The organism is Paenibacillus solani (genome assembly GCF_050475945.1).
GTDB lineage: Bacteria > Bacillota > Bacilli > Paenibacillales > Paenibacillaceae > Paenibacillus_AQ > Paenibacillus_AQ solani_A.
In genome coordinates, this window is record NZ_JBCMXJ010000004.1 from 36,335 (window position 1) to 62,873 (window position 26,539).

The window sequence follows — 26,539 nt, forward strand, 5'->3', positions numbered from 1 at the left end:
AAATATAAACTGACCGCAGAGGGAAATTACCTTCTGCGGTTTTTTTGTCGTTGTATCCAAGGGTCCGACAGGTTCCTACGCAATTTACGCCCCCCTCATGTGGAATGGGAGCGGGGTGTCCGCCTCAATTCGGGAAATGACATGCCGGAAACTCTAAAGCTTGATGGGTGTGAACACCGCTGGGCGCAGGGAGCGAGCGTCCTTTTCCCGAACCTTCGCAAGGCACGTTGATTTTGTCGGAAATTTCTTTGGGGCTTGTCCGGTGTTCTGACAAACTTTCCTGAATGGGGGTTTTATAATGGGACCAACAAATTCGTGAAGAGTGGGGTGCCAGCGCAATGGATAAAAGAAATTTGGTGATGTTTCCGGGTACTGAGGCAGTTAAAGGAGGAGCGGGCTCGATACGTGCCCGGGTAACAGAGCGTTTAGGCAAGCTGCCATTCCTCCAGCGTCCCATTGACTTTCTGGCGGCTAAGAAGTGGATGATCTTACTGACCTTCATGGGGTTTCTGCTGGGACGAGCTATGATTCTGGGAGAGCTCTCTCCGTTTGCAGCAGCTTATTTCGCAGTCATTGCCTTTATGCGCCGCGATGTTCTGCTGCCGGTAGGTGTCGCGATCATGGCAGGAAGTTTATTTGCGTCTTCGCCAGTGGCATGGATGGTACCATGCGAGATTCTGATCATTTATTTTATGCTGCGAGGATTAGAGACTTATGACCGAGCTGAATTGTCCTATGCACCTTTGATGGTATTTGTCTCCAGCTTTTTTGTGAATTTGTTCAGCGTTCTCATCGGTCCGAGTATTACCTGGTATTCCATGATGATGCTTACCTTAAACGCCGTGCTTAGTTTTGTCCTGACGCTGGTCTTTATCCAGGCCATTCCCGTGCTGACGCTTCGCAAAAAAAAGTATACGCTCCGCAATGAAGAGATTCTATGTATTATCATCCTGCTGGCATCCGTGATGACAGGCGCGGTTGGCTGGACCGTCCAATCCCTGTCGATCGAGCATATTCTATCCCGGTATTTAATTCTGGTGTTTGCCTTGGTCGGGGGTGCTCCGCTGGGGGCCTCAGTTGGCGTAGTGACGGGATTGATTCTCAGTCTGGCTAATATTTCGGCTTTCTCCCAGATGAGTCTGCTCGCGTTTTCAGGGATGCTCGCCGGTATGCTGAAGGAAGGGAAGAAGGGCGGGGTTTCACTAGGGATGCTGCTGGGTGCTACCATTCTCTCCATCTATTTCAGTAATCCCGGTGAAGTGATGATCTCCACATGGGAAACTTGTGCGGCCATCGTGCTGTTCCTCATCACACCGAAGCAAGTGATGCAGGCAGTAGGCAAATATGTGCCGGGCACGCAGGACCATACCCGTTCACAGCATGAATATGCTAAGCGGGTGCGGGATCTTACAGCGGATCGGGTGACTCAGTTCTCACGAGTCTTCCGTCAGCTCTCCCAAAGCTTTGGACAAACATCAGGGGTCATGCAACCTCCGGGCAAGCAGACAGAAGAGATGAATCATTTTATGAATGCCGTAGCGGAAGGAAGCTGTGCAGCATGTTATAAACGCAATCAGTGCTGGGATATGAAGTTCTACCAGACTTATAAATATATGACCGACATGATGACCTCCATCGAAGAGAATCCCGAGATGGATACGGAGGAGCTGCCGCCGGAATGGAGCCGGATTTGCGTTAAGAAGGAAGAGGTGCTTGGTATTTTGAAGCAGCAGTATCATCTCTACCAACATGATATGCAGTGGAAACGGCAAATATACGATAGTCGTCACCTGGTCGCGGAACAATTGTCAGGAGTCTCGCAGGTTATGGAGGACTTGGCCCGAGAGATTAAACGGGAAAGCCAAACAATGCATATACAGGAGGAACAGATCCGGGAGGCACTGCAACAGCTGGGATTATCGATCCAAGGCATCGATATCATCAGTTTGGATTCCGGGCAGGTTGAGATTGAGATTGTTCATGCCTACACAAGAGGCTATGACGAATGCAGAAAGATTATTGGTCCGCTGCTGTCTGACATTCTCGGGGAGCACATTGCTGTAATGGAAGAGACCATCACCCACCCAAGGGACGGACTGGCCACTGTGCGCTTCGGTTCAGCCAAAACATTTGAAATTATGACGGGGGTCGCTGGCGCGGCTAAAGGCGGGGATATATTGTCTGGGGACAGCTTTAGTACGGTTGAATTGGGTAACGGGACATTTGCGGTAGCACTTAGTGATGGCATGGGGAATGGAGAAAGGGCAAGGCTTGAGAGCAGCTCGGCTTTGAATATATTAGAGCAGCTGCTTCAATCAGGCATGGATGAGAAGCTAGCCATTAAATCGGTTAACTCGATTCTGATGCTGCGTTCGCCGGATGAAGTCTATGCTACCGTCGACATGGCGTTAATTGATCAATATACGGCGCAGACAACCTTTATGAAGATTGGCTCGACTCCCAGCTTTATAAAGCGGGGGCAAGAGGTGATTCCGGTCTCGGCCAGCAATCTGCCGATCGGCATCATTCAGGATATTGAAGTGGACCTGGTGTCCATACAGCTGCAAGCCGGCGATGTTCTCATTATGATGACAGATGGCATTTATGATGCTCCTGGATATGCGGTGAATAAGGAGCTGTGGATGAAGCGAATGATTCAAGAAGTGAACAGCGAGGATCCGCAGGAAATTGCCGATTGCTTGCTTGAGAAGGTCATTCGCTATCAACAGAATCAAATCCATGATGATATGACGGTGGTGGTAGGTCGCGTCGATCATTTCCATCCGCAGTGGTCCAATGTCCATGTTCCCGGCTTTGCCCGTATGGAGCGGCCGCGGACGGTTAGCTGATCTTGTAGATTGACTATAAGCGATTGCCCGGGAAATGGAGGAACCCGGTGTTCATAAATCTTTTCCGTGCATTCTTCCTATTTATCGTTTGAACTCTCTTGAAGGTGGAAATGATAGAGATAGAAGTCAAATCGATAGGATAGATGAGACGGGAGGTATGAGTAGGATGAAGCAGATTTTGCTCATTACGGATGGATGTTCAAATGTTGGGACCAGCCCGGTGCTGGCTGCTGCGCACGCACTCCAGGAAGGCATTGTAGTTAACGTGGTAGGGGTTCTTGATTATGGGACGATCGGTGAGCTTGGGGGACTGGAGATTAAGGAAATAGCCAAAGCGGGAGGAGGCATCCACCGGATCGTAGGCACACCGCAGCTGGCGCAGACGATACAGATGATGACTCGAAAAACGGTGGTTCAGACGATCCAGCAAGCGGTAAATAAAGAGATACATCAGATTTTAGGAGGAGGGTCGCTGGAGGAGCTTCCGCCGGACAAGCGTTCACAAGTCGTTGAAGTGGTAGATGAGCTGGCTGAAACGTCGGCGCTTCAAGTTGCACTGCTTATTGATGCAAGTGCAAGCATGAAGCCCAAGCTGGCTGCCGTTGAGGAAGCGATTCGCGACCTGATGCTGAGTTTGAAAGCGCGCGTAGGCTCAAGCCAACTGTCTGTATTCCATTTTCCTGGAAAACATAGCGGCGAAACTGTTGTGAACGATGTAAACTGGACCTCTGATCTGGACGGAGTCCGGAGCATGTTCAGCAGATTGCAGATGAAGGGCGCAACACCGACCGGGCCTGCTTTGTTAAAGGTGATTGAATTTTACCGATATGGTACACTAGAGGGTAATCAATCATGGCGGGATCATTCCGGCCCAGAGGAAGGGATGCTCGGTGACTACGTTGTCTAACCCGGGTTATCCGCCAGGAACCGTAATTACGGGCAAATGGCGGAACAGCCGATACATCGTGGAACGCATGCTCGGTAAGGGAGCTAACGGCAAGGTGTATCTGGTCCACCGGGCAGGAGTACGTGAGCGTTATGCTTTAAAGGTAGGCCATGACGCTCTGGATCTTCAATCCGAAATTAATGTGCTGAACGCGTTGAAGGAACAGATGCCTGATCCTTACCTTGTGGAGGCGGACGATCATCATGATGGCAGCGGCGAGGTTTCCTTCTATGTCATGCGTTACATTGAGGGAAGTCCGATGCATCGCTTTATTCGAAAGCGCGGTATCGAATGGATCGGTCTGGTAGGTCTGAAGCTGTTGGAGAAACTGGCAGTTCTGCATGCTTCCGGTTATGCATTCGGAGACCTGAAGCCGGATAACGTAATGGTTTCAGCTTATGGAAGAGTCGAGCTAATCGATTATGGAGGCGTCAGCGCCTTCGGTCGTAGTGTGAAGCAGTTTACGGAGTGGTATGATCGGGGATACTGGAATGCCGGGAGCCGAACCGGCGATGCATCCTATGATTTGTTCTCGTTTGCCGTGATGTGTATCGGCCTGCTGGATGAGAAATCGCTAAGGGAGGCATCAAGTCAGCTACCACAGACCCGCAGTGTTGCAGATCTGCAGCTGATACTGCGAAGAAACCCCGTGTTTAAACCCTATGCGATATGGTTAAACACAGCATTATCCGGGGAGTTCGCGGATTCACGGGAAGCGTTGAACGAGTGGAGAAGGCGAATATATGAGGGCTCAAGCCGGAGCTTGCACCGTATGCCCGGACATACTCCGCGTTGGCTGAAAAATGCATTTGCTTTGTCACTAGTCATTATGGCTTGCGCCATTTATTTCTTCTTCCGCTCATGATATTGTTACTTTGTCTTGGGGAGTTCATAAAGGTGCGAGTTCAAAAAGGTCGGTTTTCAGCACCGAAGCTTATGCTCCCGATGTGCGTTTTTTCAAAACGCTTCAGTTGGATGAAACTAGGGACGTCAGGAATGGAGCGTACGCTTGGGTACGTGAGCACCTGAAATGTTTCCGCAGGAAACATACTTCGAAAGCATCTGCTTAGGCCCGGCTGAATTCAAGATTCGATGCCGAGTGGCTTCCTGATTCACTTCGTGTTAGATATAGAATTTATGAGTTATCAGTGGAACTGATAAAATTCTATATCGCAAGAAAACCTACCTATGCAGCGCGGTCGCTCATCCTTGAAGTAGCCTCGATAGGGGTTTTCTTATCAAAAGCGGGCTGTTTGAACAACCTCTAAAGGGGACCTGGAAGTGAAACAGAATTATTTACGGACATTCGTTAATCAGGTGGAACGTACAGCTGCAGAATTCGAACTGTGGTCAGAGGGCGATGGCATCGTGGTTGCCGTTTCAGGCGGACCCGATTCCGTCGCACTTCTGCATGTGCTGCATGAAATATCTCTGCACCGTACGTCGCTCCGATTAATCTGTGCCCATGTGCATCATGGTTTTCGGTCCGAATCGGATGAAGAAGCAGTGATGGTGCGGGAGCTTGCCGAGTCGCTTTCGCTTCCGATCGAAACGGCGTTCGTTGATATTCCTGCATATATGGAGGAAAGCGGAAAAGGGGGCCAGGAGGCTGCAAGAGAGAAGCGGTATGAATTTTTGCTGCAGACCGCGCAGAAATACGGGGCCCGCTCCGTAGCTCTAGCCCATCATGCGGATGATCAAGCCGAGACCGTGTTGATGCGTTTGCTGCGCGGAAGCGGTTTGTCAGGACTCTCCGGCATGAAAATGAAACGCACAGAAAAAAATGTGGAACTTATCCGCCCGTTCCTTCGTATGTACAAGGCGGATATCGTGGAACTGTGCCGCGTATGCGAATTCCCGTATGTCGTGGATCACAGTAATCTGCAGACGAAGTATCACCGTAATGCGATTCGCCTTGAAGTATTGCCATTTCTCGAGCGGTACAATGGGCAGTTCTCCTCCTCCCTCAATCACCTGGCCGAAATCGTCCAGCAGGAGGATGATTTTGTGGAGCTTGAAGCTGCGAAGCAATTTCGGAGTATGGTGCAGGAGAACGATGGGAGGCTCGCTTTTGACGCGCCTTCCTTTTTGAGCTTACATGTCGCTTTACAACGGCGTTTGATTAAACTAATATTAAATTACCTGCCCTCAGATCAGGAAAATGCCGATTTTGTCAAGATTGAATCGGTGCGCCAAGGCATTCTTAGCGACCAGCGAAGTAACTGGCGGCGGGATCTGGGAGACGGCATTACCTGTGTTCGCGAGTATGGAGTGATCCAGTTTTGGCCTAAGCCTCCAGAAGAACAGGGACAGTACATATACACGCTTGACTCTCCTGATGTTTCGGAGCAGTATATTAAGGAAATCGGAAAAATGCTCAAACTATCGTTAAGGATAGACAGCCAAAGCCGGAGCGGTTTCGGACCATCGGCCTTTGCAGCGGAATTTGATGCAGATGAGCTGCGGTTTCCTTTAACTGTGCGTAACAGACAGCCGGGAGACAAGATGAAGATCATGGGATTAAACGGAAGCAAAAAGGTGAAAGATATTCTCATTGATGAGAAAATCCCTCCATCTGTCCGCGCCCGGATTCCTATTGTTTGTGACGGTTCCGGCATCATTGTATGGATTCCAGGTGTACGACGTTCCGTTCATGCCGCTTGCGGGCGGCACACATCGCGAATTCTCCGAATGGAGTTATCGGATGCTTAAGGCAAGTGTAAAACGAAGAATGGCCCGTTTCACGCTTTCATAGTATAAACGTAGGAGGTCCACTTAAGTTGCAGAATGACATTCAGGAAATACTCATCAGTGAAGAAGAGATTCACGCAAAAATTAAGGAACTCGGTTCCAAACTTAGCGCCGAATATGCGGGACGCAATCCCCTCGTAATTTGCGTTCTTAAAGGTGCGTTTATTTTTATGGCCGACTTGGTTAAATCCATAACAGTACCTCTTGAGTTGGATTTTATGGCAGTATCCAGCTATGGAGCGTCCACCAAATCCTCCGGCGTAGTCAAGATCATTAAAGATCTGGACGCCTCCGTTGAGGGAAGGGATGTTCTCATCGTGGAGGATATTATCGACAGCGGTCTTACGCTGAGCCATTTGATTGAGCTTCTAAAGAGCCGAAAGGCAAAATCGGTGTGCGTTGTTACCCTGTTTGACAAACCGGCACGCCGCACGGTGGATTTGCAGGCTGATTATACCGGATTCGTACTTCCTGACGCTTTTGTTGTCGGATACGGACTTGATTATGCCGAGCATTACCGGAACCTCCCTTACATCGGGATTTTGAAGCCGGAAATCTACAGCAGTTAAACGCAAAAGCGGGCTGCTGCCACAGCTTGGGGGCCCTTTGTTGAGATGGCCAGACAGGCTGTGGTAAAATATCTTATGTGTCTTGAGAGGAGGTAGGGGATGAGTCGGTTCATCCGGAATTCTGGTTTTTATTTGATTCTATTTTTAGTCGTGGTGGGTATAGTCCAATTCGTCACCAATGGTGGCGAGCAAGCCGAAGCCCCTAGTTATAATGAACTGCGGCAGGAAGTCAAAGCTAACAACATAGAGGAAATGACGGTACAATTTGACGGTTACGCTTATCTGGTGACCGGTAAGTATAGGGAGATTCCCGCAGAGAAGAAATCGGAGAATTTCTCGACCTATATTCCTGCTACTGATGCAGCCATGCAAGAGCTGACTGCTGCCAGTGATAGCAACAATGTCAAGCTGACCATGAAGCCAATGGAAGGCCAAAGCATATGGCTGACATTGCTTTCATCCTTTATTCCGCTCATCATTATGTTTGTTCTGTTCTTCTTCCTGTTCAATCAGGCTCAGGGCGGCGGCGGCAAAGTAATGAACTTTGGCAAGAGCAAAGCCCGCTTATATAATGAAGAGAAGAAGCGGATTACATTTGAAGATGTGGCCGGAGCAGACGAAGAGAAGCAGGAGCTTGTTGAGGTTGTTGACTTCTTGAAAGATCCGCGCAAGTTCAACACGGTTGGCGCGCGCATTCCGAAGGGCGTATTGCTTGTGGGTCCTCCGGGAACCGGTAAAACGCTCCTGGCACGTGCTGTTGCAGGCGAAGCGGGAGTTCCGTTCTTCAGTATTTCCGGTTCCGACTTTGTTGAGATGTTTGTCGGTGTCGGTGCTTCTCGCGTACGTGACTTGTTTGAGAACGCGAAGAAGAATGCTCCATGTATCATCTTTATTGATGAGATTGATGCTGTCGGTCGTCAGCGTGGCGCCGGTCTCGGCGGCGGACATGACGAGCGTGAGCAAACGCTTAACCAATTGCTGGTTGAGATGGACGGTTTCGGAGCAAACGAAGGTATTATCATCGTTGCTGCAACGAACCGACCTGATATCTTGGACCCGGCGCTTCTTCGTCCGGGACGTTTTGACCGTCAGATTACCGTGGATCGCCCGGATGTGAAGGGCCGTGAAGCTGTACTGAAGGTTCATGCTCGCAACAAACCATTGACGAAGGATGTTAAACTCGACATCATCGCCAAACGTACAACCGGTTTTACGGGTGCCGATCTGGAGAACCTCTTGAACGAGGCAGCTCTACTGGCGGCCCGTCGTAACCGTAAAGATATTTCCATGAAAGAAGTCGATGAGGCGATTGACCGCGTCATCGTGGGTACAGAGAAGCGCAGCCGCGTAATCAGTGACCGCGAGAAACGAATCGTCGCTTATCATGAAGCAGGACACACCATTGTAGGTTACTTCCTTGAGCATGCGGATACGGTGCATAAGGTAACGATTATCCCTCGTGGCCGTGCTGGTGGATATGTTATTATGATGCCGAAGGAAGATCGGATGCTCGTGACGAAGCAGGAACTGCTTGATCGCGTAACCGGTTTGCTTGGCGGGCGTGTTGCTGAGGAGCTGTTCATTGGTGAAATCGGAACCGGAGCCTACAGTGACTTCCAGCAAGCAACAGGCATTATCCGCAGCATGGTTGTTGAATACGGTATGAGTGAGAAGCTTGGACCGATGCAGTTCGGTACATCTCAAGGACAAGTGTTCCTTGGACGCGATATTGGACACGAGCAGAACTACAGTGATCAAATCGCTTATGAGATCGACCAGGAAATGCAGCGTTTCATTAACGCTTGCTATGAGAAATGTAAAGATATCCTGACCAAGCACTCCAAAGAGGTTCATCTGATTGCCAATACGCTCCTGGAGATGGAAACACTGGAGCTTGAGCAAATCAAGAATCTCATTGAGACCGGATCAGCAGAAGGCAACGGCAGCAGTGGTGAAGGTGAAGGCGAAGGTTCTTCCGAGAACGGTGAGCCAATCATCGACAACATTGGTGATGTAAAAGTTCGTATCCAGGGGAAAGACGAAGGCGGACAGCCGGCTCCGACGGATGAAATTCCGAACAACCCGATGGGTCCGAATGATCCCGAGCCGGAGAGCAAGGATTCCGAACGCAAGGATCCTCCAGGCGGATCGGACGGCGGTAACAGCAGTTTAACCTGATAATCGCCGATAAAACATCGAATACCGAATGAAATCAAAGAACCGGAGAACGATAATTCGTTTTCCGGTTCTTTTTGTGCTTTCCGTCACATTGACAGGGAGCAGAATGAACGTGTACATTAGTTGTTAAATAAGGATGCGCTTCCTTTCACAAAGATGGAAGCCGTTCTAAAAGTCATATCATCTTCAAGCGGCTAACTGCCAGATTACAACATCATATGGTCGTCTATTGGCATATAGGCAGGCTGCATCATCGTATAAACATCCATTGGCCTACAGCCAGGCTGTATTATCATATGGTCATTTTATTGGCTAGCCGGACTACATAAAGGGAGAGGGTCTGTCATGGAAGCTTTGGCACTGGAGCGTAAGGCAGAGCAGAATCGCGAACTGCGAGAGCGGTTAATGGAACTGAAGAAGGAACGCAATGCTATTATTTTGGCTCATTATTATCAACGGGACGAAATACAAGAGGTCGCGGATTTTCGGGGTGATTCCTTCTTGCTCGCACAGAAGGCAGCACAAACCGACGCGGAAGTCATCGTATTTTGCGGCGTTCATTTTATGGGAGAGAGCGCGAAAATCCTGGCACCGAACAAGACGGTTCTGATTCCGGATGAGCGGGCTGGCTGCCCTATGGCTGATATGGTGAACGTCGACGGACTGCGGAAGTTGAAAGCTCAGCATCCCAATGCGAAAGTGGTCACGTATATTAATTCATCTGCCGAGATCAAAGCCGAAACAGATATCTGCTGTACTTCTTCCAATGCGGTGAAAGTGATTCAATCGGTGGATTCAGACGAAATTATATGGGTTCCTGACAAAAACCTGGGACACTATGTTCAGCAGCATACCGACAAGAAGTTGATTATCTGGGAAGGGTACTGCAATACGCATGACATGCTGACGGTTAAGGATGTTGTGGAGATGAGAGCCAAATATCCGCACGCGGAATTTGTAGTGCATCCCGAATGTCGACCGGAAGTCGTTGAGATGGGCGATTTCGTAGGCAGCACAACCGCTATTCTGGAATATTGCAAAAATTCAAGGGCCAAAGAATTTATCGTAGGCACGGAGGACGGCACTGGCTATCAGCTTCGTTTGGACAGTCCGGATAAGTCATTCCATTTCGCTACAAAATTCCTGGTATGTCCGAATATGAAAGTAAATAATCTCAAAAAGCTGGTGAAGGCGCTGGAAACGATGAAGCCGCAAATTTATGTGCCGCCTGTCGTTGCCGAAAAGGCCAGAATTTCATTAGAGCGCATGTTACAGGTGAAGTAGCATGCGCTACTCTTTCGTGAAAAGACAGGTGAGGCATCTTGATACCGCAGTATCTCATTGATTTCGATTTAAACGATCTGCCGATAGTCCAGACCGATGTTATCGTAATCGGTTCGGGCATAGCAGGTTTGTATACGGCAATCATGGCAAGTGCGACTCAGAATGTGCTGCTGATTACGAAGAAATCGCTCCTTGAGAGCAATACGCGTTATGCTCAAGGTGGAATTGCAGCTGTTACAGCTGAGGATGACTCCCCGGCTTACCACCGCCAGGATACCCTGCTGGCGGGGGCAGGCTTATGCTCATCCGCTGCGGTCGATGTGCTTGTTAACGAGGGCCCGCTCGGGGTACAGGAGCTGATACGTTTAGGGACCATGTTCGATGTGGAGAATGGCGAGCTCGCATTGACTAAAGAAGGCGCGCACAGCCACCGGCGCATTCTCCATGCCAATGGGGATGCGACCGGGTATGAAATTGTGCGCGCCCTTTCCAATCAGGTTGAAATGCTTCACAATATAGAGGTATGGGATGATCATTTTGTTATTGATCTGATTACCGAGCAAGGCGAATGCCATGGGGCCATTGTCCAAATGCCGGATGGTCAGCGAGTGTTTGTACGCGGCCTGGCGACGATCATGTGTGCTGGAGGAGCAGGACAATTGTACCGGTATACAACGAATCCGGAGGTTGCGACTGCGGACGGGGTTGCGATGGCTTATCGGGCAGGCGCAGAGATTCGAGACATGGAATTTATTCAATTTCATCCGACGGCGCTAAGTTATCCCGGCGCGCCCCGTTTTCTGATATCAGAGGCTGTTCGCGGCGAAGGCGCTGTTCTGCGCAATATTAAGGGAGAACGGTTTATGCCGAAATATCATGAATTGCTGGAATTAGCACCGCGTGATATCGTAGCCCGGGCCATTGTCAGTGAGATGGAAGTAACGGGATCAACCTTTGTTTATCTCGATGTCACCCATGAGCCGCCGGAGCTGGTCAAGCATCGATTCCCAACGATTTATGAAACATGCATGCAGTATGGACTTGATTTGACTTCAGATTGGATTCCCGTATCTCCAGCTGCACATTATATGATGGGCGGTATTAAAACCAATTTGTACGGCGAAAGCAGCGTAAAGCGATTATTTGCTTGTGGAGAGGTTTCGTCCACGGGCGTGCATGGGGCCAACCGACTGGCAAGTAATTCGCTGTCAGAGGCCATCGTTTACGGCAGTCGTATCGTCGATCGGATTAATAAACTGCCGAAGCTATCCGAGAACTCTATTCAAGTGTCATTTCATGCTGGACGAAAAGAAACTCCATCGCAAGCGATGGTGGAGAAACGTTTAAAGCTTCAAAAAGTAATGGTACGGTATGCAGGCCTAAGGCGGAATCGGGACACTCTATTAAGAGCAGAGGAAGAGCTTGCGCGTCAGCTGCCTTTGTTCCAAACGGTGCTCACCAAGCGTGAGGAATACGAGTTTGCCAACATGCTTACGGCTTCCCTGCTCGTGGTTCAGGGAGCGCTGGGTCGTGAAGAAAGCAGGGGCGCCCACTATCGTGAGGATTTTCCGGAACGAGATGACCGTATATGGCAGAAGCATATTGTACATACTCGGGATCAAAGAATGATGGAGGAAAGATGCGATGATGTTTAATGGATACAATGATGGCCTTCTGCAAAGCATACGCGCCTGGTTACAAGAGGATGTGGGATCCGGCGATGTGACAACGCTAACCACCATTAAGCCAGGTCATGAATCCAAGGCGATCATCCATGCCAAGGAGGAAGGAATCATAGCGGGTATGCCGGTGGCAGAGCTGGTATTCCAAACCGTAGATCCATCGCTGAAGTTTACGGCCTTCGTTCAGGATGGGGAAGCCGTGAAGAAGGGAACGATTCTGGCTGAGGTTGAGGGAAGCACCCACCATATTTTAACGGGCGAGCGGCTTGCTCTGAATCTGCTACAGCGCCTGTCGGGCATCGCGACGAGAACGCGCTCTTTTGTAAATATGCTGGAGGGATTACCGACGAGGCTGGTAGATACCCGCAAGACGACACCAGGACACCGGATGCTTGAGAAATATGCCGTTCGGGTTGGCGGCGGTGCGAATCACCGCTTCGGTCTGTATGATGCCGTCATGATCAAGGATAATCACATTAAAGGTGCAGGGGGCATCATGCAAGCGGTTAGCAGTGCAAGAGCCCAAATTCCGCATACCATGACAATCGAAGTGGAAACGGAGAGCTTGAATCAGGTGGAGGAAGCTTTGGCTGCTGGCGCTGATATCATTATGCTGGACAATATGAGTCATGACCTGATGGCGGAGTCTGTGCGAAGAATCAAGGCGAAGGCTCCTCATGTTCGAGTCGAAGCTTCGGGAAATGTGACTTTGGAGACCGTGCGTGGAATAGCAGAGACCGGGGTGGATGTCATATCGGTTGGACGCCTGACTTATTCATTCCATAGTCTTGATATCAGTTTGGATCTGAATGCGAAGAAAGGAGGGGCAGAGAATTGATTCTCGTAGTGGATGTAGGGAATACCAATATTGTGCTGGGCGTGTATCAGGGCAAGAAGCTGCTGCATGATTTTCGGATTAGTACTTCACGTCAGTCTACCGTGGACGAATACGGTGTATTGATTCACAATTTGTTTCAGATGTCCAATATATTGGTAAGCCAAATAGAAGGAGTCATAGTCTCTTCTGTAGTTCCTCCGCTTGTGCGAGTTGTAGAGGAGATGTGCAATAAATATATAGGCAAGGCGCCTCTGATTGTGGGACCGGGAATCAAGACCGGCCTGAATCTGCGTTATGAGAATCCGCGCGAGGTGGGGGCTGACCGGATCGTGAATGCAGTAGCAGCCGTCGAGCAGTACGGGGGGCCGCTGATTGTAGTGGATTTCGGTACGGCGACGACGTTTGATTGCATTGATGCAGCAGGCAACTATCTAGGCGGCGTGATTGTGCCGGGCATTGGCATTGCTACGGAGGCTCTTGTACAGCGTGCTTCCAAGCTTCCACGAGTAGAGCTCGAAAAGCCGAAGAAAGTGATTGGGCGTAATACCGTTCATGCTATGCAGGCCGGGATCGTGTTCGGGTATGCGGGACAGGTTGATGGCCTAGTCAAGCGTATAAAAGCCGAGATGGGAACGGACAATGTTAAGGTTATCGCAACAGGGGGAATGGCTGAGCTGATTGCCAGTGAAACCGAGTCCATTGAGGAGATTTCTCCCCTTCTGACATTGGAAGGCTTGCGTATAATTTATGAGCGTAACTAAAACCGATAACAAACCGTTATAAATATTACAACTAGAAAGACAAGGAGGCCTTTAGATGGGTAATCAAAAAGACCGTATGCTGCGGGGAACCGCGTTAAACGGAAAGGTGCGGGCATTTGCCGTTCGGACAACCGATCTGGTCGAAGAGCTTCGCCGAAGACATGATACGTTCCCTGTAGTCACAGCGGCCCTAGGCCGAACCGTGTCTGCCGCAGCGATGATGGGAGCGATGCTGAAGGGAGACGAGCGTCTTAGCATCCAGGTGCGCGGCGATGGACCGATCGGTCTGATTGCAGCAGAGAGCAATGCCAAAGGCGAGGTCCGGGGTTATGTCAAAAATCCGCATGTGGAAATGACGAACATTCGCCCAGGGAAAATGGATGTGGCCGCGGCTGTAGGAACTACCGGCCAGATTGATGTCATCAAGGATCTTGGGTTGAAAGAGCCTTACCGTGGCAGTGTACCGATCATTTCGGGTGAGCTGGCCGAGGATTTCACGTATTATTTTGCTGTCTCCGAACAGACAAACTCAGCAGTAAGCCTGGGAGTGCTCGTATCGCCTGATTATTCGGTAGCGAATGCGGGAGGCTTTATTATTCAGCTGCTTCCTGGCGTTACGGATGAGGAAATTACGGATATTGAGCTCGCGCTTAGCAAAATCCCCCCGATAACGGAGATGCTGGAAGAAGGATTGGAGCTTGAAGACATTCTGAAGCGAGTGCTTCCGGATGTGACTATCATGGAAGAATCGGAAGTGTATTTCAGCTGTGACTGCTCCCATGAGCGCGTGGAACGTGCTTTGATCAGCTTAGGACAGGATGAGCTTCAGCAGATGATTGAAGAGGATGGACAGGCAGAGGTTTCATGCCATTTTTGCAATGAGAAGTATCATTTCGATGAAGAACAGCTAAAATCCGTGCTAGAGCGCGCCAAATCTTAACGTTGGGATGAGCGACCGTGATGACGAGACAAGAGAAGGGATTGCGGGCGACCGTCATTGTCTTGGCAGCATGCGTATTATGTATGGGCGGCTGGATTATATTTTCTGAAGGGGGATCTCAAGAGCCTTCCCCTCCCTTGCAAGATGGCACCCAGACAGTCGCATCCATCCAGGACAGGGCGATCACCGAAGATGAGTGGGTTGATGAGCTTAAGAAGCGCTATGGCAACGAAATGCTGATGACGATGTTGAATCGGCAGGCAGTTGCGCTGGAGGCCAGAGCGAAAGATATCGATATTACGATGAGTGAAGTCGATGAGGAGCTCGAAGTCATGAGCCGCAGCTATGGTTCCAAGGAACGCTTCTTATCAGAGATGGAAGACCAGCTTGGCATTACGGAGAGTGAATTAAAGACTGAGACAATATATCGGCTGTTGCTGGAGAAAATTGCAACCTCCGACGTACACATTGAAGAACAGCAGATTGATGCTTATCTAGAACAATATCCTGATCAATTCCGCCCCAAAAAACAGCTGAATCTGTCCATGATCGAAGTTCCGTCCGAATCCGAGGCGGATCAAGTCATGGATCGGCTGGAGAATGGGGAGAATTTCGCCGATCTCGCGACCGAATTATCCATGGATGAATATACTCGTGAAGATGGCGGGAAGATCGGCCTAATAGAAGAGGATGACCCTTTTGTGCCGCCCGCGGTGCTTGATGCAGCCTTAACGCTTGAACCGGGAGATATTGCAGGGCCTATCTCGCTCACAGACGCCTATGCCATTGTCTATGTGCAGGATATTATCCAGCCCCAAGCTCTTAGTGAGGAAGGCATCCGTGAAGCGGTTCGCAGGCAATTGGCTTTAGAACAGTCCGTGTCCTTGTCGGAGCTGGAGCGCCAGCTCCGTGAAAAATATGCGGCACGTATCATAGACCATAAGGAAGGCTTACTGCGGCAGAGTAACATCTCGCTGCAGGAGCCTTTTTTGTTGGAAGGGTATCTTGCGTATTCCGGTACCAAAGTCACAGGAAAATTCAACTAGAAATGTAGATTTTCGAGTTATGGGATATTGACAATGGTCCAGAACGTTTGTTAAGATGAAGTTACAAAAACCTACCTATTTACTCGGATATTAAGGGAGCCAAGATCATCAAGCGTTTTAGACTGAATCTGGCTTTATATTATCAATCATCCAGATATACGTACATTCGATCAATCGATAACAAAATGAATAACAACATGGTGTATGAGCTAACATATCTAACTTTTATATTTATGAGGAGGGCTTCTTTATGGCAAAGGTCGTAAATAATGTGACAGAACTTATCGGTGGTACTCCACTCGTCCGCTTGAACCGGATCGTTCCTGAGGATAGCGCAGAAATCTATCTGAAATTGGAATACCAGAACCCGGGTGCAAGCGTTAAAGACCGGATCGCGATCAGCATTGTGGAAGAAGCAGAGAAGGATGGACGTTTGAAGCCCGGCGGCACCATAGTTGAAGCAACAAGTGGAAATACGGGTATTGGACTGGCTATGGTAGCAGCTGCCAAAGGCTATAAAGCGGTTATCGTTATGCCTGAAACGATGAGCTTGGAGCGCCGCAACCTGCTGCGTGCCTATGGCGCGGAACTGGTACTGACACCGGGATCGGAAGGAATGAACGGTGCGGTTAAGAAGGCGGAAGAGATTGTTAAGGAAAACTCCGGATTCTTCATGGCCGAGCAGTTCAAGAACCAGGCCAACGTGAAGATTCACCGTGAAACGACAGGTCCGGAAATTGTTGAAGCTATCGAATCGATTGGCGGTTCCCTGGATGCGTTCGTGGCCGGAATCGGAACGGGCGGTACGATTACAGGTGCCGGAGAAGTGCTGAAAGAGAAGTACCCGGATATTAAGATTATCGCCGTTGAGCCGGCTGCATCGCCAATTCTGGCCGGTGGTAAACCGGGACCACACAAAATTCAGGGTATTGGTGCAAACTTTATCCCCGAAATTTTGAATCAAGAAGTCTATAATGAAATCGTTCATGTAGAGAATGATGATGCCTTTGAAACATCCCGCCGCGTGGCGAAGGAAGAAGGCGTTCTTGGCGGCATCTCCTCTGGTGCAGCTGTATATGCTGCATTGAAGGTTGCCAAAGAGCTGGGCAAAGGCAAGCGTGTAGTAGCTATTATTCCAAGTAACGGGGAACGTTACCTGAGTACTCCGCTCTATAACTTCGAATAAGTTATTTTGGTCATATGCTGTGCGTGTTCGTTCTTCCATTGGATGAGCAATTGAGATTCAAGGAAGATGCCCTCAATGCGTTCTTATCGCATTGAGGGCTTTTTTTGCGTATAATTTCTGAAGAAAACGCTTAAATAAGAGCCCCAAGTCAGATGCTGAAAATTATTGTTGAACGAGCTCCTATTTAGGGTTTTCAAGAGAGACGGATTACAGTATACTGACAGGCAACAGTAAGGCTTTTGAAGACTAAGGGGAGGAACGGCATGGAGAGAAGAGTGGAGCTGGCCCAGTGGCAGGCTTGGGCTAAGGAGGGCTGGTCCGTCGTTCCCTATCTGGTTCAATATAAAGGAGTAACACGAGGATTACCCCTGTCATGGAGGCATGCATGGAAAGCGGCATCGCCTTATGCCTTTGTGCTGGAGAGCGGCAAAGGCGGACGCTATACGTATCTGGGATTACAACCTGTTTCCATATTGCAGGGAAAGGGAGAACATGGCGAGATTATCCAGGTGTCTGACGGTCTGCGAACAGAGGTCACGGGAGAGCCGCTGCTTCTGTTAGAGCAATGGATGAAGCGCTGGAAGACTCCCCGTGTACCGGGCTGGCCGGACTTTCGCGGTGGATGCGCTGGTTTCCTGAGTTATGACGTGATCCGATCGATTGAACGGCTCCCCGTTATAGCCAAGGATGACCCGGGGTTTCTGGATTATCTGTGGATGCGCATGGAAGAGATTTGGATCTATGATCATACGGATGATAGTGTATACTGCTCTGTTCATGTCCCTCTGCCTTGGGCATCGACATCTTGTTCGGGGGGAGATAAAGCGCTCGATACTTCAGCAGACGCTTCTAACACATCGGTGCTTACAGAAGAACAAGAGAGGTTGTTAATAAGCTTATACGAGGACGCTTGTAAGAGGGCTGAATCGATGATGACTCAGTGGAACCACCTGTTCGGAACACCCGGCGTGCAAGACTCGGCAGCCAGAGAAGAGCATGTATGGCAGGAACGCTGGAAGAAAGCGCAGGAGCTGTCAGGTCCTAATGTAGAAGGATGGGATCTCCTCGAAGCTGATTTTTCACAAGAAGCGTTCGAGCAGGCGGTGCTGTCGATTCAAGAATATATTCGGCAAGGTGACGTATTTCAGGTCAATCTGTCGTTAAGACGACATCTGCGGCTGCATGCGGACCCAGCCGATATCTATGAGTGGATGCGTATTCTGAATCCGTCCCCGTATATGGGATATTTGTCTTCGCCGGGCTTCAGCTTAGCCAGCGGATCGCCGGAACTCTTGGTCAAGCTGGATGGCGATGTCGTGTCTGCCCGGCCGATTGCTGGAACCCGCCGCCGGGGCAGCAACACGATAGAGGATGAGGCGATGGAAGCAGAACTGCTAGGCAGTGAGAAAGAGCGGGCCGAGCATATTATGCTGGTTGATCTGGAGCGTAATGACATTGGCCGCATTGCCGCATACGGAACCGTGCATGTTCCCGAACTGATGACGGTTGAGAGATACTCTCATGTGATGCATCTGGTGTCGCAAGTGGAAGGTCGGATTGCAGAGGGCAATAATGCATATGACGTCATTGCGGCAACCTTCCCTGGCGGCACCATTACAGGCGCACCCAAAATCCGGACCATGGAGATCATCGAGGAATTGGAGCCTGTAACGCGAGGCCCCTACACGGGATCCATGGGCTGGATCGATTATAATGGTGATATGGAGCTTAATATCATTATTCGTACCCTGGCAGTGAAGGATGGCATTGGCTATATCCAGACAGGTGCAGGGATTGTCATTGATTCCGATCCGTATCGGGAATACAGGGAGTGCCATAACAAGGCTAAGGCTTTAATCGCGGCACTCATGTGCAGTGAAGAGGAAGCAGCGGTTGCTGCTAATATAGGGGGGAAATAACATGATACTTGTTATCGATAATTATGATTCGTTTACGTATAACCTGGTTCAATATTTGGGAGAGCTCGGCGAGGAAGTCAAGGTGTACCGCAACGATGAAATTGATATCGCTGGTATCGAGGCGCTGGCCCCGGACCATATCCTGATATCGCCGGGTCCGTGCACGCCGGATGATGCAGGCATCACGCTGGATGTCATTTCGCATTTCAAAGGTATCATTCCCATCTTCGGTGTCTGCCTTGGCCATCAGGCCATCGGGCAAGCTTTTGGCGGCCAAGTGGTTCGTGCAGAGCGTCTTATGCACGGGAAAACATCGGCCATCCAGCACATGGGCAGCTCGGTGTTTGAAGACCTGCCGAATCCGTTCACTGCAACGCGCTATCACTCGCTAATCGTGGAGAAGGAAACCCTGCCGGACGAGCTGGAGATCACAGCTTGGACAGCTGAGGGAGAAATCATGGGTCTGCGGCACAAAGAGTATGCCGTAGAAGGAGTACAGTTCCATCCGGAATCCATCATTACAGACCATGGCCATCAGATGCTGCGCAACTTCCTGAAGCGCACGGCTGGCGCCAAGGCATGAGATATATTGGCATGAACGGCAGCGTTGTTGAAGCTGCCGACGCCTTCATACCTGTCATGGATCACGGTCTTCTGTACGGCATGGGGTTGTTCGAAACTTTCCGGACGTATCAGGGGAAACCGTATTTAGTAGAACGACATTTGTACCGCCTGATGGACAGCTGTAGAACACTCGGAATCCCCTACCACGCTGATCCCTTAAGGATATCCCGCTGGATATCGGAGCTAATGGAGGCCAATGGCCTCCGGGATGCCTATATCAGGTATACCGTCACGGCTGGAGAAGGGATCCTCGGTTTGCCTGCTGGCGATTATTCAAAACCTACGGAGATTCTATTCGCCAAAGAGCTGCCAGCTGTTAATCCAGCGCTTTACGAGAATGGCAGAGCTCTGCGGCGGTTGTCTCTTCCGAGGAACACTCCAGAATCGCCGGTCCGTATGAAATCTCTGCATTATATGAACAATATATTAGCAAAGCGTGAATTGTCCGGGTATGACAGCCGATCGAGCGAGCCGGAAGAAGGCCTGATGCTAACGGCTGCAGGGGAAGTGGCCGAGGGGATCGTAAGCAATGTCTTTTTTGTCAAAGCGGGCCGCTTATTTACACCCGAAGTGGGCATCGGCATTTTGCCGGGTATTACCCGGTCGGTGGTGCTGGAATTAGCTGCGGATCTTGGTATAGAAGCCGAGGAAGGTCGTTATAGCTGGGATGTATTAACTGAAGCGGATGAAATATTTACGACGGGTTCGGTGCAAGAAATTGTTCCGATTACGACGTTGATTGGAACAGAAGGTCAGACGTTAAGAATTGGACAAGGGATCGCTGGTCCATTAACGCGGTTATTGCTGAGTGCGTATAGAAGGAAAGCAGGGTTAGGTCATGAAAACAACGATTTATGAAGGTGAATATCATCTTAGCAAGGATGCAGCGCTGAAGCTGGGTCAATCCACGCTCATTATGGGCATATTGAATGTGACGCCGGACTCTTTTTCCGATGGAGGCCGTTATAACGATATCGATCGCGCTGTGGAGCATGCGCTGCATCTTATCGAAGAGGGCGCCGATATCATTGATATCGGTGGGGAATCCACACGGCCAGGGCATGAACCGGTTGGAGCTCAAGAGGAGCTTGCCCGCGTCATTCCGGTGATTGAAGCGATTCACCAGCGTGCGCCTCATATTCCGCTGTCCATTGACACGTATAAAGCGGAAGTAGCGCGTCAAGCAATTGGAGCAGGGGCCCACATCATTAATGATATCTGGAGGTTAACGGGTGATCCTGATATGCCTAAGACAGCTGCGGAGCTGGGATGTCCCGTTATTTTGATGCACAATCGCCATGATCGGAACTATACCAATCTTATGGAGGATATAAAGCGCGACTTGATGGAGAGCGTTGAGATTGCGCGGGCTGCAGGCGTCCAGAATCACCATATTTGGCTTGATCCGGGTATCGGGTTTGCCAAGGATTATGACGAGAATATGAAAGTGATGGCCTCCCTCGATCAGCTTGTAGGGCTTGGGTTCCCGGTACTGCTGGCTACTTCCCGCAAAAGGTTCATCCAGACCGCGCTTGGCGCTCCCGCCCAAGATGTGCTGGAAGGAACAGCGGCCACGGTGGCTTATGGTATTGCCCAAGGCTGCCAGATCGTTCGTGTCCATGACGTAAAGCATATGAAACGGACTGCACTGATGTGCGATGCGATGACTTACGCTTCAACAGAGCTTGAGCGCGTATCCATTTTTCGTAAATAAGGGATAGAAGGGCGGAGAACGTAATGGATAAAATGATACTGAGCCGCATGGAATATTACGGCTATCATGGCGTCTTTGAAGAAGAGCGCAAGCTGGGTCAACGATTCTACGTGGATCTCGAACTCGAGATGGACTTGAGCAAAGCCGCGAAGACAGATGACCTGACATTAACGGTAAATTATGCCGAAATTCACGAGCTGTTGCTCGATATTATGCGAACAGAGTCGTTTCGCCTGATTGAAGCGTTAGCGGAACATATTGCATCCAAGGTATTGGACACTTATACTATTATCGATGCTTTAACGGTCCGATTAACGAAGCCGCACCCGCCTTTTGACATTCATTTTGAAGGTGTGACCATCGAGCTGCACCGGACCAGGAAGTGAGAAGATCATGAATTCACATGTTACCTCTGAGTGCTCAGAGGCTTATATTGCTTTAGGGGCTAATTTGGGAGACCGGGAGGTTAACCTGATGGAGGCTCTGGAACGGTTGGATGAAGTGCCCGGCATTAATGTAGAGCGCGTATCCAACTTGTATGAGACTGATCCTGTCGGTTATGTTGATCAACCAATGTTTCTTAATATGGCCGCAGCTTTATCGACTTCGCTGAGTCCGCATGAGCTGCTTGCCGAAATGCAGCGCATTGAGAAGGAGCTTGGACGGGTTCGTCATATTCATTGGGGACCAAGAACGGTGGACCTCGATCTGCTATGGATGGAAGGACGTCGTTTGGATACGCCGGATCTCATCCTTCCTCATCCCCGCATGCAGGAGCGGGCTTTTGTTCTCAGACCGCTTGCCGATATCGTATTTGAGTCTGAGCCTTCGGGTCTATACCATGTGGTGAAGACAGCACTTGAGAACCTGGAAGGAAAGGAAGGAATACAGCTTTGGAAAACAAGCAACTGGCGCAGCGTATCCGCGCTTTCCGAAAGTTAAAAGGATTGACCCAGCAAGAACTGGCGGAGCGCACGGGCATTTCATTGGCCGTGCTAGGTGCCGTTGAACGCGGAAATCGGCGTCCTGAGGAGCAGGTATTGATCCGGATCGCAGACGTTCTAGGTATTACATTGCAGGAGCTTAAGGAACGGAGCTAGATAATCTGCATAGGTAACTATTGCAGCAAGGTAATTTTTTATCCATATTAAACACTGCCATTAAGGTACGGAACATGCTTCTGAATACGACCTGTAAGAAGTATGTAGTATGGGTTAGCTGGACGTTGATTCAATGGATGGGTAAGATGCCTTGATTTGAAATTTAGGGATCCTTGCATGAGATATGGGATCTTTCGACTATAAATATTTTATTATAAGGGAGTGATACATGAAGTGGATATATTAAAAATCGGGAACATTGAGATGAAGAACCAGGTGGTTCTGGCGCCTATGGCTGGCGTATGCAACCCGGCGTTCCGATTGATCGCGAAGGAGTTCGGTACCGGATTGGTCTGCGCTGAAATGGTCAGCGGCAAGGCGATTGTTCACGGCAACAAGCGCACGCAGGAGATGCTGTTTGTCGACGAGCGGGAGAAGCCGCTGAGCCTGCAAATTTTTGGCGGCGATCGTGCATCCCTGGTGGAAGCGGCTAAAGTCGTCGATCAGCAGACCAATGCCGATATTATCGACATTAACATGGGCTGTCCTGCACCGAAGGTGACAAAGATGGATGCGGGTGCCCGTTGGCTTCTGGATTCGAATAAAATCTATGAAATGGTTGCAGCGGTGGTGGATGCCGTAGACAAGCCGGTAACAGTAAAGATGCGTACAGGCTGGGATAGCGATCACATCTATGCTGTCGAAAATGCGATGGCTGTCGAACGTGCAGGCGGCCAGGCCGTTAGTGTTCACGGACGCACACGTGAGCAGCTGTATACCGGACACGCGGATTGGGACATCATTCGCCAAGTGAAGGAAGCGGTCTCGATTCCGGTTATCGGAAACGGGGATGTGGTGACGCCTGAGGATGCGCGCCGGATGCTCGATACGACAGGGTGTGATGGAGTTATGATCGGCCGTGGGGCACTCGGGAATCCTTGGATGCTGTATCGTACCGTGGAATATCTCAAAACAGGTCAGCTGCTGTCAGATCCGGCTCCCCAAGAGAAAATCCGAATTGCCATCCTGCATATGGACCGCTTGATTGCATTGCGAGGCGAAGCCGTAGCTGTACGGGAAATGCGCAAGCATTTAGCCTGGTATTTGAAAGGACTGAAAGGCTCTGCCCGCGTCAAGGATATCATTATGGAAGAAACGAAACGCGATGAATTGGTGAGCCTTCTGAATAACTTTGTCAACAATCTGGAGACCCCAGAAGAATCGGCTAATAGTGTATATCCTCAAACCGCTGTGGCAACAGGATAACACCGGGTGCAGGCTGTTAATGGGTGCGTGTATGCGACATCCGTGACAGCCTTTACGCGCATTGACTTTTTGAAATGGTTCCCATATAATCTTTCAGTATAAATTCAAGAAATTAAGCTGGCATCAGAGGGGAGTTCTGATCCCTAAGAATTCGCATATAGTATGTTGATACCATGGATTAAATTATTTACATGACAGGAGAATCGGTTAATGAGCGATAAAGAAGTCATTCTTACACAGGACGGTCTGAAGAAACTGGAGGACGAACTTGAGAATCTGAAGTCTGTGAAACGCCGCGAAGTGGCGGAGCGGATTAAAGTTGCCATTGGTTATGGTGATATTAGCGAGAACTCCGAATATGAAGACGCCAAGAACGAGCAAGCCTTTATCGAAGGCCGGATTATTACGCTGGAGAAAATGCTCCGCAATGCGCGTATTATCAATAACGATGATATCAATACCGATGTGGTCGGTGTCGGTAACACGGTGATCGTAGAGGATTTGGAATTCGGCGACACGATGGAATATACCATTGTAGGTACAGCTGAATCGGATCCGCTCAACAACAAAATCTCGAACGAGAGCCCTGTTGGAAAAGCGATCATTGGCAAGCAAAAAGGATCGGTTGTAGATGTTAACGTTCCTGCGGGCGTTATTCAATATAAAATTGTAGATATTAAGAAGTAAGTCGGAATGTGGTACAGAAAGCTTCCTTCGGGGGGCTTTTTTAAATAGGCAAGGCTGAGTTAGGGCTTAATGGGCTAGGATATGTCAGATGTGATGGCTGTCCTGCTGTTAAGTCCTAGCCGCCTGTGTACAAGTGATCCTAGAGTCGACCGGGTGATGTAGCTGGTGATGGCTTCGGTGCTGTTCATGGGGATGAGGGTGGAAGCGAAATGAAGGAGATGATTGACGATGACGGAAGAAATGAACAATCAGGAACAAGAACAGGAGTTAAGTGAGCTTTTGCAAATCCGCCGCAACAAATTGGACGAGCTTCGCAAGCTGGGTATCGATCCGTTTGGCGGAAAATATGAAAGAGAAGACCACGCAGGTAAAATTCTGGAGCAATATGATGGGCTGTCCAAGGAAAAGCTCGAAGAGAAACAGGTCGAAGTTAACCTGGCTGGCCGAATCATGGCTAAACGAGGCATGGGTAAGGCTTCTTTTGCTCATATTCAGGACCTGAGCGGCCGGATTCAGATCTATGTAAGGCAGGATTCCATTGCAGAAGCGCAGTATGAAGCATTCAGCATCCTTGATCTTGGAGACATCATCGGGGTTAAAGGGGTCTTATTCAAGACCAAAACCGGTGAAACAACCGTAAAAGTGAAGGAGCTGGAAGTTCTTTCGAAGTCGCTGTATCCGCTCCCTGAGAAATTCCACGGGTTGAAGGATGTGGAACTCCGTTATCGTCAGCGTTATGTCGATCTGATTATCAATCCTGATGTTCAGAAGACCTTCATCACCCGTTCGCGTATTATCCAGTCCATGCGCCGTTATTTGGATTCCCATGGCTATCTTGAAGTGGAAACGCCGACCTTGCATTCGATTGCAGGAGGTGCAGCGGCCCGTCCGTTTATTACGCATCATAATGCGCTTGATATGGAGCTGTACATGCGGATCGCGATTGAGCTTCATCTGAAGCGCTTGATCGTAGGCGGTTTGGAGAAGGTGTATGAGATTGGCCGCGTATACCGGAATGAAGGGATCTCGACCCGTCATAATCCGGAGTTTACGATGATTGAGTTATATGAAGCCTATGCTGACTATAAAGATATTATGGCACTGACCGAAAATATGATTTCTCATATTGCGCAAGAGGTGCTGGGAACGCAAGTAATTTCCTATCAAGGACATGAAGTGGATCTGACGCCGCAATGGCGCCGTGTATCCATGGTTGATGCTGTAAAAGAAGTGGTTGGTGTTGACTTTGGAGTGGAAATGTCCAACGAAGAAGCACATCGCCTTGCAAAAGAACACAAAGTTCCGGTGGAGCCGCACATGACCTTCGGGCACATCCTGAACGCGTTCTTCGAGCAATTCGTTGAAGAGACACTGATCCAGCCGACCTTCGTTACCGGTCACCCGGTGGAGATTTCTCCACTTGCCAAGAAGAATGATGTAGATCCGCGGTTTACGGATCGCTTCGAGCTGTTCATTGTGGCGCGTGAGCACGCGAACGCATTCTCCGAGCTTAATGATCCGATCGATCAGCGCCAGCGCTTTGAAGCACAGATGAAGGAAAAAGAGCAAGGTAATGACGAAGCACATGAAATGGATGAGGATTTCCTGCGTGCGCTGGAATATGGTATGCCGCCTACAGGTGGTCTCGGAATCGGCATTGATCGATTGATCATGCTGCTTACAAACGCCCCGTCCATCCGTGATGTGCTGCTGTTCCCACATATGCGGAATAAGGAATAGAATATGCATCAGGCTTAAATTGTTGAAGAGGCAGTCGGCTATAGGTTTCTATAGAAGGCTGCCTTTTTGCTTCTATGTTAAACTTGGTTTCTTTATAGTAGGCTTGTATGGAAGCCTTGCTCCAAGACAGTCGAAACACAGGGATATTAGGTACTCTAAAGCGAATCAATAAATGTATTATTTTGCTAACTAATTAATTTTCAAAAATGGGTTGCATAATATCAAATGCCATGGTATATTATATTTCCGGCCAAGAAATACGGTCGAAACAAACGCATGAGACAACAAGCTGAAATGAATTTTTAAAAAAATAAATTCAAAAAAAGCTTGCAATGATCGAGCGGATGTGATAAGATATAAGAGTTGCTAACGAGATAAACTGTTGGCGATAAACGAAGAAGTTGATCTTTGAAAACTGAACAACGAGTGAGTAAAATGGACCGCTTAGGCGGGACGTTG

Annotated in this window: 23 protein-coding genes; all 23 read left to right on the forward strand. The window is 49.4% G+C overall.

Annotated features, from left to right (window positions below):
* Positions 1 to 338: 338 nt before the first annotated feature.
* The 23 genes from spoIIE (at position 339) to lysS (ending at position 26,080) form a co-directional block, all read left to right on the forward strand.
* Positions 339 to 2,849 carry a stage II sporulation protein E gene (gene spoIIE, locus ABEQ74_RS01525; protein ID WP_430118726.1) on the forward strand — a complete coding sequence of 837 codons (2,511 nt, stop codon included), beginning with the start codon at positions 339 to 341 and terminating at the stop codon, positions 2,847 to 2,849.
* Positions 2,850 to 3,015: 166 nt separating this feature from the next.
* Positions 3,016 to 3,756, forward strand: coding sequence for a hypothetical protein (locus ABEQ74_RS01530; protein ID WP_430118728.1), 741 nt, complete (start codon positions 3,016 to 3,018; stop codon positions 3,754 to 3,756).
* Positions 3,740 to 4,660: a serine/threonine protein kinase gene (locus ABEQ74_RS01535; protein ID WP_430118730.1), complete on the forward strand. Its 921-nt coding sequence runs from the start codon at positions 3,740 to 3,742 to the stop codon at positions 4,658 to 4,660. Before ABEQ74_RS01530 ends, ABEQ74_RS01535 begins: the two co-directional genes overlap by 17 nt.
* 416 nt (positions 4,661 to 5,076) lie before the next feature.
* Positions 5,077 to 6,507: a tRNA lysidine(34) synthetase TilS gene (gene tilS / locus ABEQ74_RS01540; protein WP_430118732.1), complete on the forward strand. Its 1,431-nt coding sequence runs from the start codon at positions 5,077 to 5,079 to the stop codon at positions 6,505 to 6,507.
* Positions 6,508 to 6,575: 68 nt separating this feature from the next.
* Entirely contained in the window at positions 6,576 to 7,115 is a 540-nt protein-coding gene (gene hpt, locus ABEQ74_RS01545; RefSeq protein WP_430118734.1) for a hypoxanthine phosphoribosyltransferase, read from the forward strand.
* Between the two features lie 99 nt (positions 7,116 to 7,214).
* Positions 7,215 to 9,293: an ATP-dependent zinc metalloprotease FtsH gene (ftsH, locus tag ABEQ74_RS01550; RefSeq protein ID WP_430118736.1), complete on the forward strand. Its 2,079-nt coding sequence runs from the start codon at positions 7,215 to 7,217 to the stop codon at positions 9,291 to 9,293.
* Between the two features lie 345 nt (positions 9,294 to 9,638).
* Positions 9,639 to 10,577 (forward strand): quinolinate synthase NadA, encoded by a 939-nt coding sequence (gene nadA, locus ABEQ74_RS01555; protein ID WP_430118738.1) that lies wholly within the window; start codon positions 9,639 to 9,641, stop codon positions 10,575 to 10,577.
* Positions 10,578 to 10,615: 38 nt separating this feature from the next.
* Positions 10,616 to 12,232, forward strand: coding sequence for an L-aspartate oxidase (gene nadB, locus ABEQ74_RS01560; protein WP_430118740.1), 1,617 nt, complete (start codon positions 10,616 to 10,618; stop codon positions 12,230 to 12,232).
* A complete protein-coding gene (gene nadC, locus ABEQ74_RS01565; RefSeq protein WP_430118742.1) occupies positions 12,222 to 13,097 on the forward strand; it encodes a carboxylating nicotinate-nucleotide diphosphorylase in 876 nt (291 codons plus the stop codon). Before nadB ends, nadC begins: the two co-directional genes overlap by 11 nt.
* Positions 13,094 to 13,858 carry a type III pantothenate kinase gene (locus tag ABEQ74_RS01570; protein WP_430118744.1) on the forward strand — a complete coding sequence of 255 codons (765 nt, stop codon included), beginning with the start codon at positions 13,094 to 13,096 and terminating at the stop codon, positions 13,856 to 13,858. The genes nadC and ABEQ74_RS01570 overlap by 4 nt, the downstream gene beginning before the upstream one ends.
* Positions 13,859 to 13,913: 55 nt before the next feature.
* Positions 13,914 to 14,798 (forward strand): Hsp33 family molecular chaperone HslO, encoded by an 885-nt coding sequence (hslO, locus tag ABEQ74_RS01575; protein ID WP_430118746.1) that lies wholly within the window; start codon positions 13,914 to 13,916, stop codon positions 14,796 to 14,798.
* Positions 14,799 to 14,818: 20 nt separating this feature from the next.
* A complete protein-coding gene (locus ABEQ74_RS01580; protein WP_430118767.1) occupies positions 14,819 to 15,844 on the forward strand; it encodes a peptidylprolyl isomerase in 1,026 nt (341 codons plus the stop codon).
* 250 nt (positions 15,845 to 16,094) lie between these two features.
* On the forward strand, positions 16,095 to 17,030 hold the full coding sequence (cysK, locus tag ABEQ74_RS01585) for a cysteine synthase A (RefSeq protein WP_430118748.1): 936 nt from the start codon (positions 16,095 to 16,097) through the stop codon (positions 17,028 to 17,030).
* A 263-nt stretch (positions 17,031 to 17,293) separates the two neighbouring features.
* Positions 17,294 to 18,949, forward strand: coding sequence for an anthranilate synthase component I family protein (locus ABEQ74_RS01590; protein WP_430118749.1), 1,656 nt, complete (start codon positions 17,294 to 17,296; stop codon positions 18,947 to 18,949).
* A 1-nt stretch (position 18,950) separates the two neighbouring features.
* A complete protein-coding gene (pabA, locus tag ABEQ74_RS01595) occupies positions 18,951 to 19,532 on the forward strand; it encodes an aminodeoxychorismate/anthranilate synthase component II (protein ID WP_054404982.1) in 582 nt (193 codons plus the stop codon).
* Entirely contained in the window at positions 19,529 to 20,431 is a 903-nt protein-coding gene (locus ABEQ74_RS01600) for an aminotransferase class IV (protein WP_430118752.1), read from the forward strand. Before pabA ends, ABEQ74_RS01600 begins: the two co-directional genes overlap by 4 nt.
* Positions 20,412 to 21,287 carry a dihydropteroate synthase gene (gene folP, locus ABEQ74_RS01605; RefSeq protein WP_430118754.1) on the forward strand — a complete coding sequence of 292 codons (876 nt, stop codon included), beginning with the start codon at positions 20,412 to 20,414 and terminating at the stop codon, positions 21,285 to 21,287. Before ABEQ74_RS01600 ends, folP begins: the two co-directional genes overlap by 20 nt.
* Positions 21,288 to 21,310: 23 nt before the next feature.
* Complete coding sequence (folB, locus tag ABEQ74_RS01610) at positions 21,311 to 21,673, forward strand: dihydroneopterin aldolase (RefSeq protein ID WP_054404975.1); 363 nt, start codon at positions 21,311 to 21,313, stop codon at positions 21,671 to 21,673.
* Positions 21,674 to 21,680: 7 nt separating this feature from the next.
* Positions 21,681 to 22,229 carry a 2-amino-4-hydroxy-6-hydroxymethyldihydropteridine diphosphokinase gene (folK, locus tag ABEQ74_RS01615; protein WP_430118757.1) on the forward strand — a complete coding sequence of 183 codons (549 nt, stop codon included), beginning with the start codon at positions 21,681 to 21,683 and terminating at the stop codon, positions 22,227 to 22,229.
* A complete protein-coding gene (locus ABEQ74_RS01620) occupies positions 22,181 to 22,387 on the forward strand; it encodes a helix-turn-helix domain-containing protein (protein WP_430118759.1) in 207 nt (68 codons plus the stop codon). Before folK ends, ABEQ74_RS01620 begins: the two co-directional genes overlap by 49 nt.
* A gap of 240 nt (positions 22,388 to 22,627) precedes the next feature.
* Positions 22,628 to 23,653 (forward strand): tRNA dihydrouridine synthase DusB, encoded by a 1,026-nt coding sequence (gene dusB / locus ABEQ74_RS01625; protein ID WP_430118769.1) that lies wholly within the window; start codon positions 22,628 to 22,630, stop codon positions 23,651 to 23,653.
* Positions 23,654 to 23,863: 210 nt separating this feature from the next.
* Positions 23,864 to 24,340: a transcription elongation factor GreA gene (greA, locus tag ABEQ74_RS01630; RefSeq protein WP_009591919.1), complete on the forward strand. Its 477-nt coding sequence runs from the start codon at positions 23,864 to 23,866 to the stop codon at positions 24,338 to 24,340.
* 228 nt (positions 24,341 to 24,568) lie between these two features.
* Positions 24,569 to 26,080, forward strand: a complete 1,512-nt coding sequence (gene lysS / locus ABEQ74_RS01635; RefSeq protein ID WP_430118761.1) for a lysine--tRNA ligase — start codon at positions 24,569 to 24,571, stop codon at positions 26,078 to 26,080.
* The last annotated feature ends 459 nt before the right edge of the window (positions 26,081 to 26,539 follow it).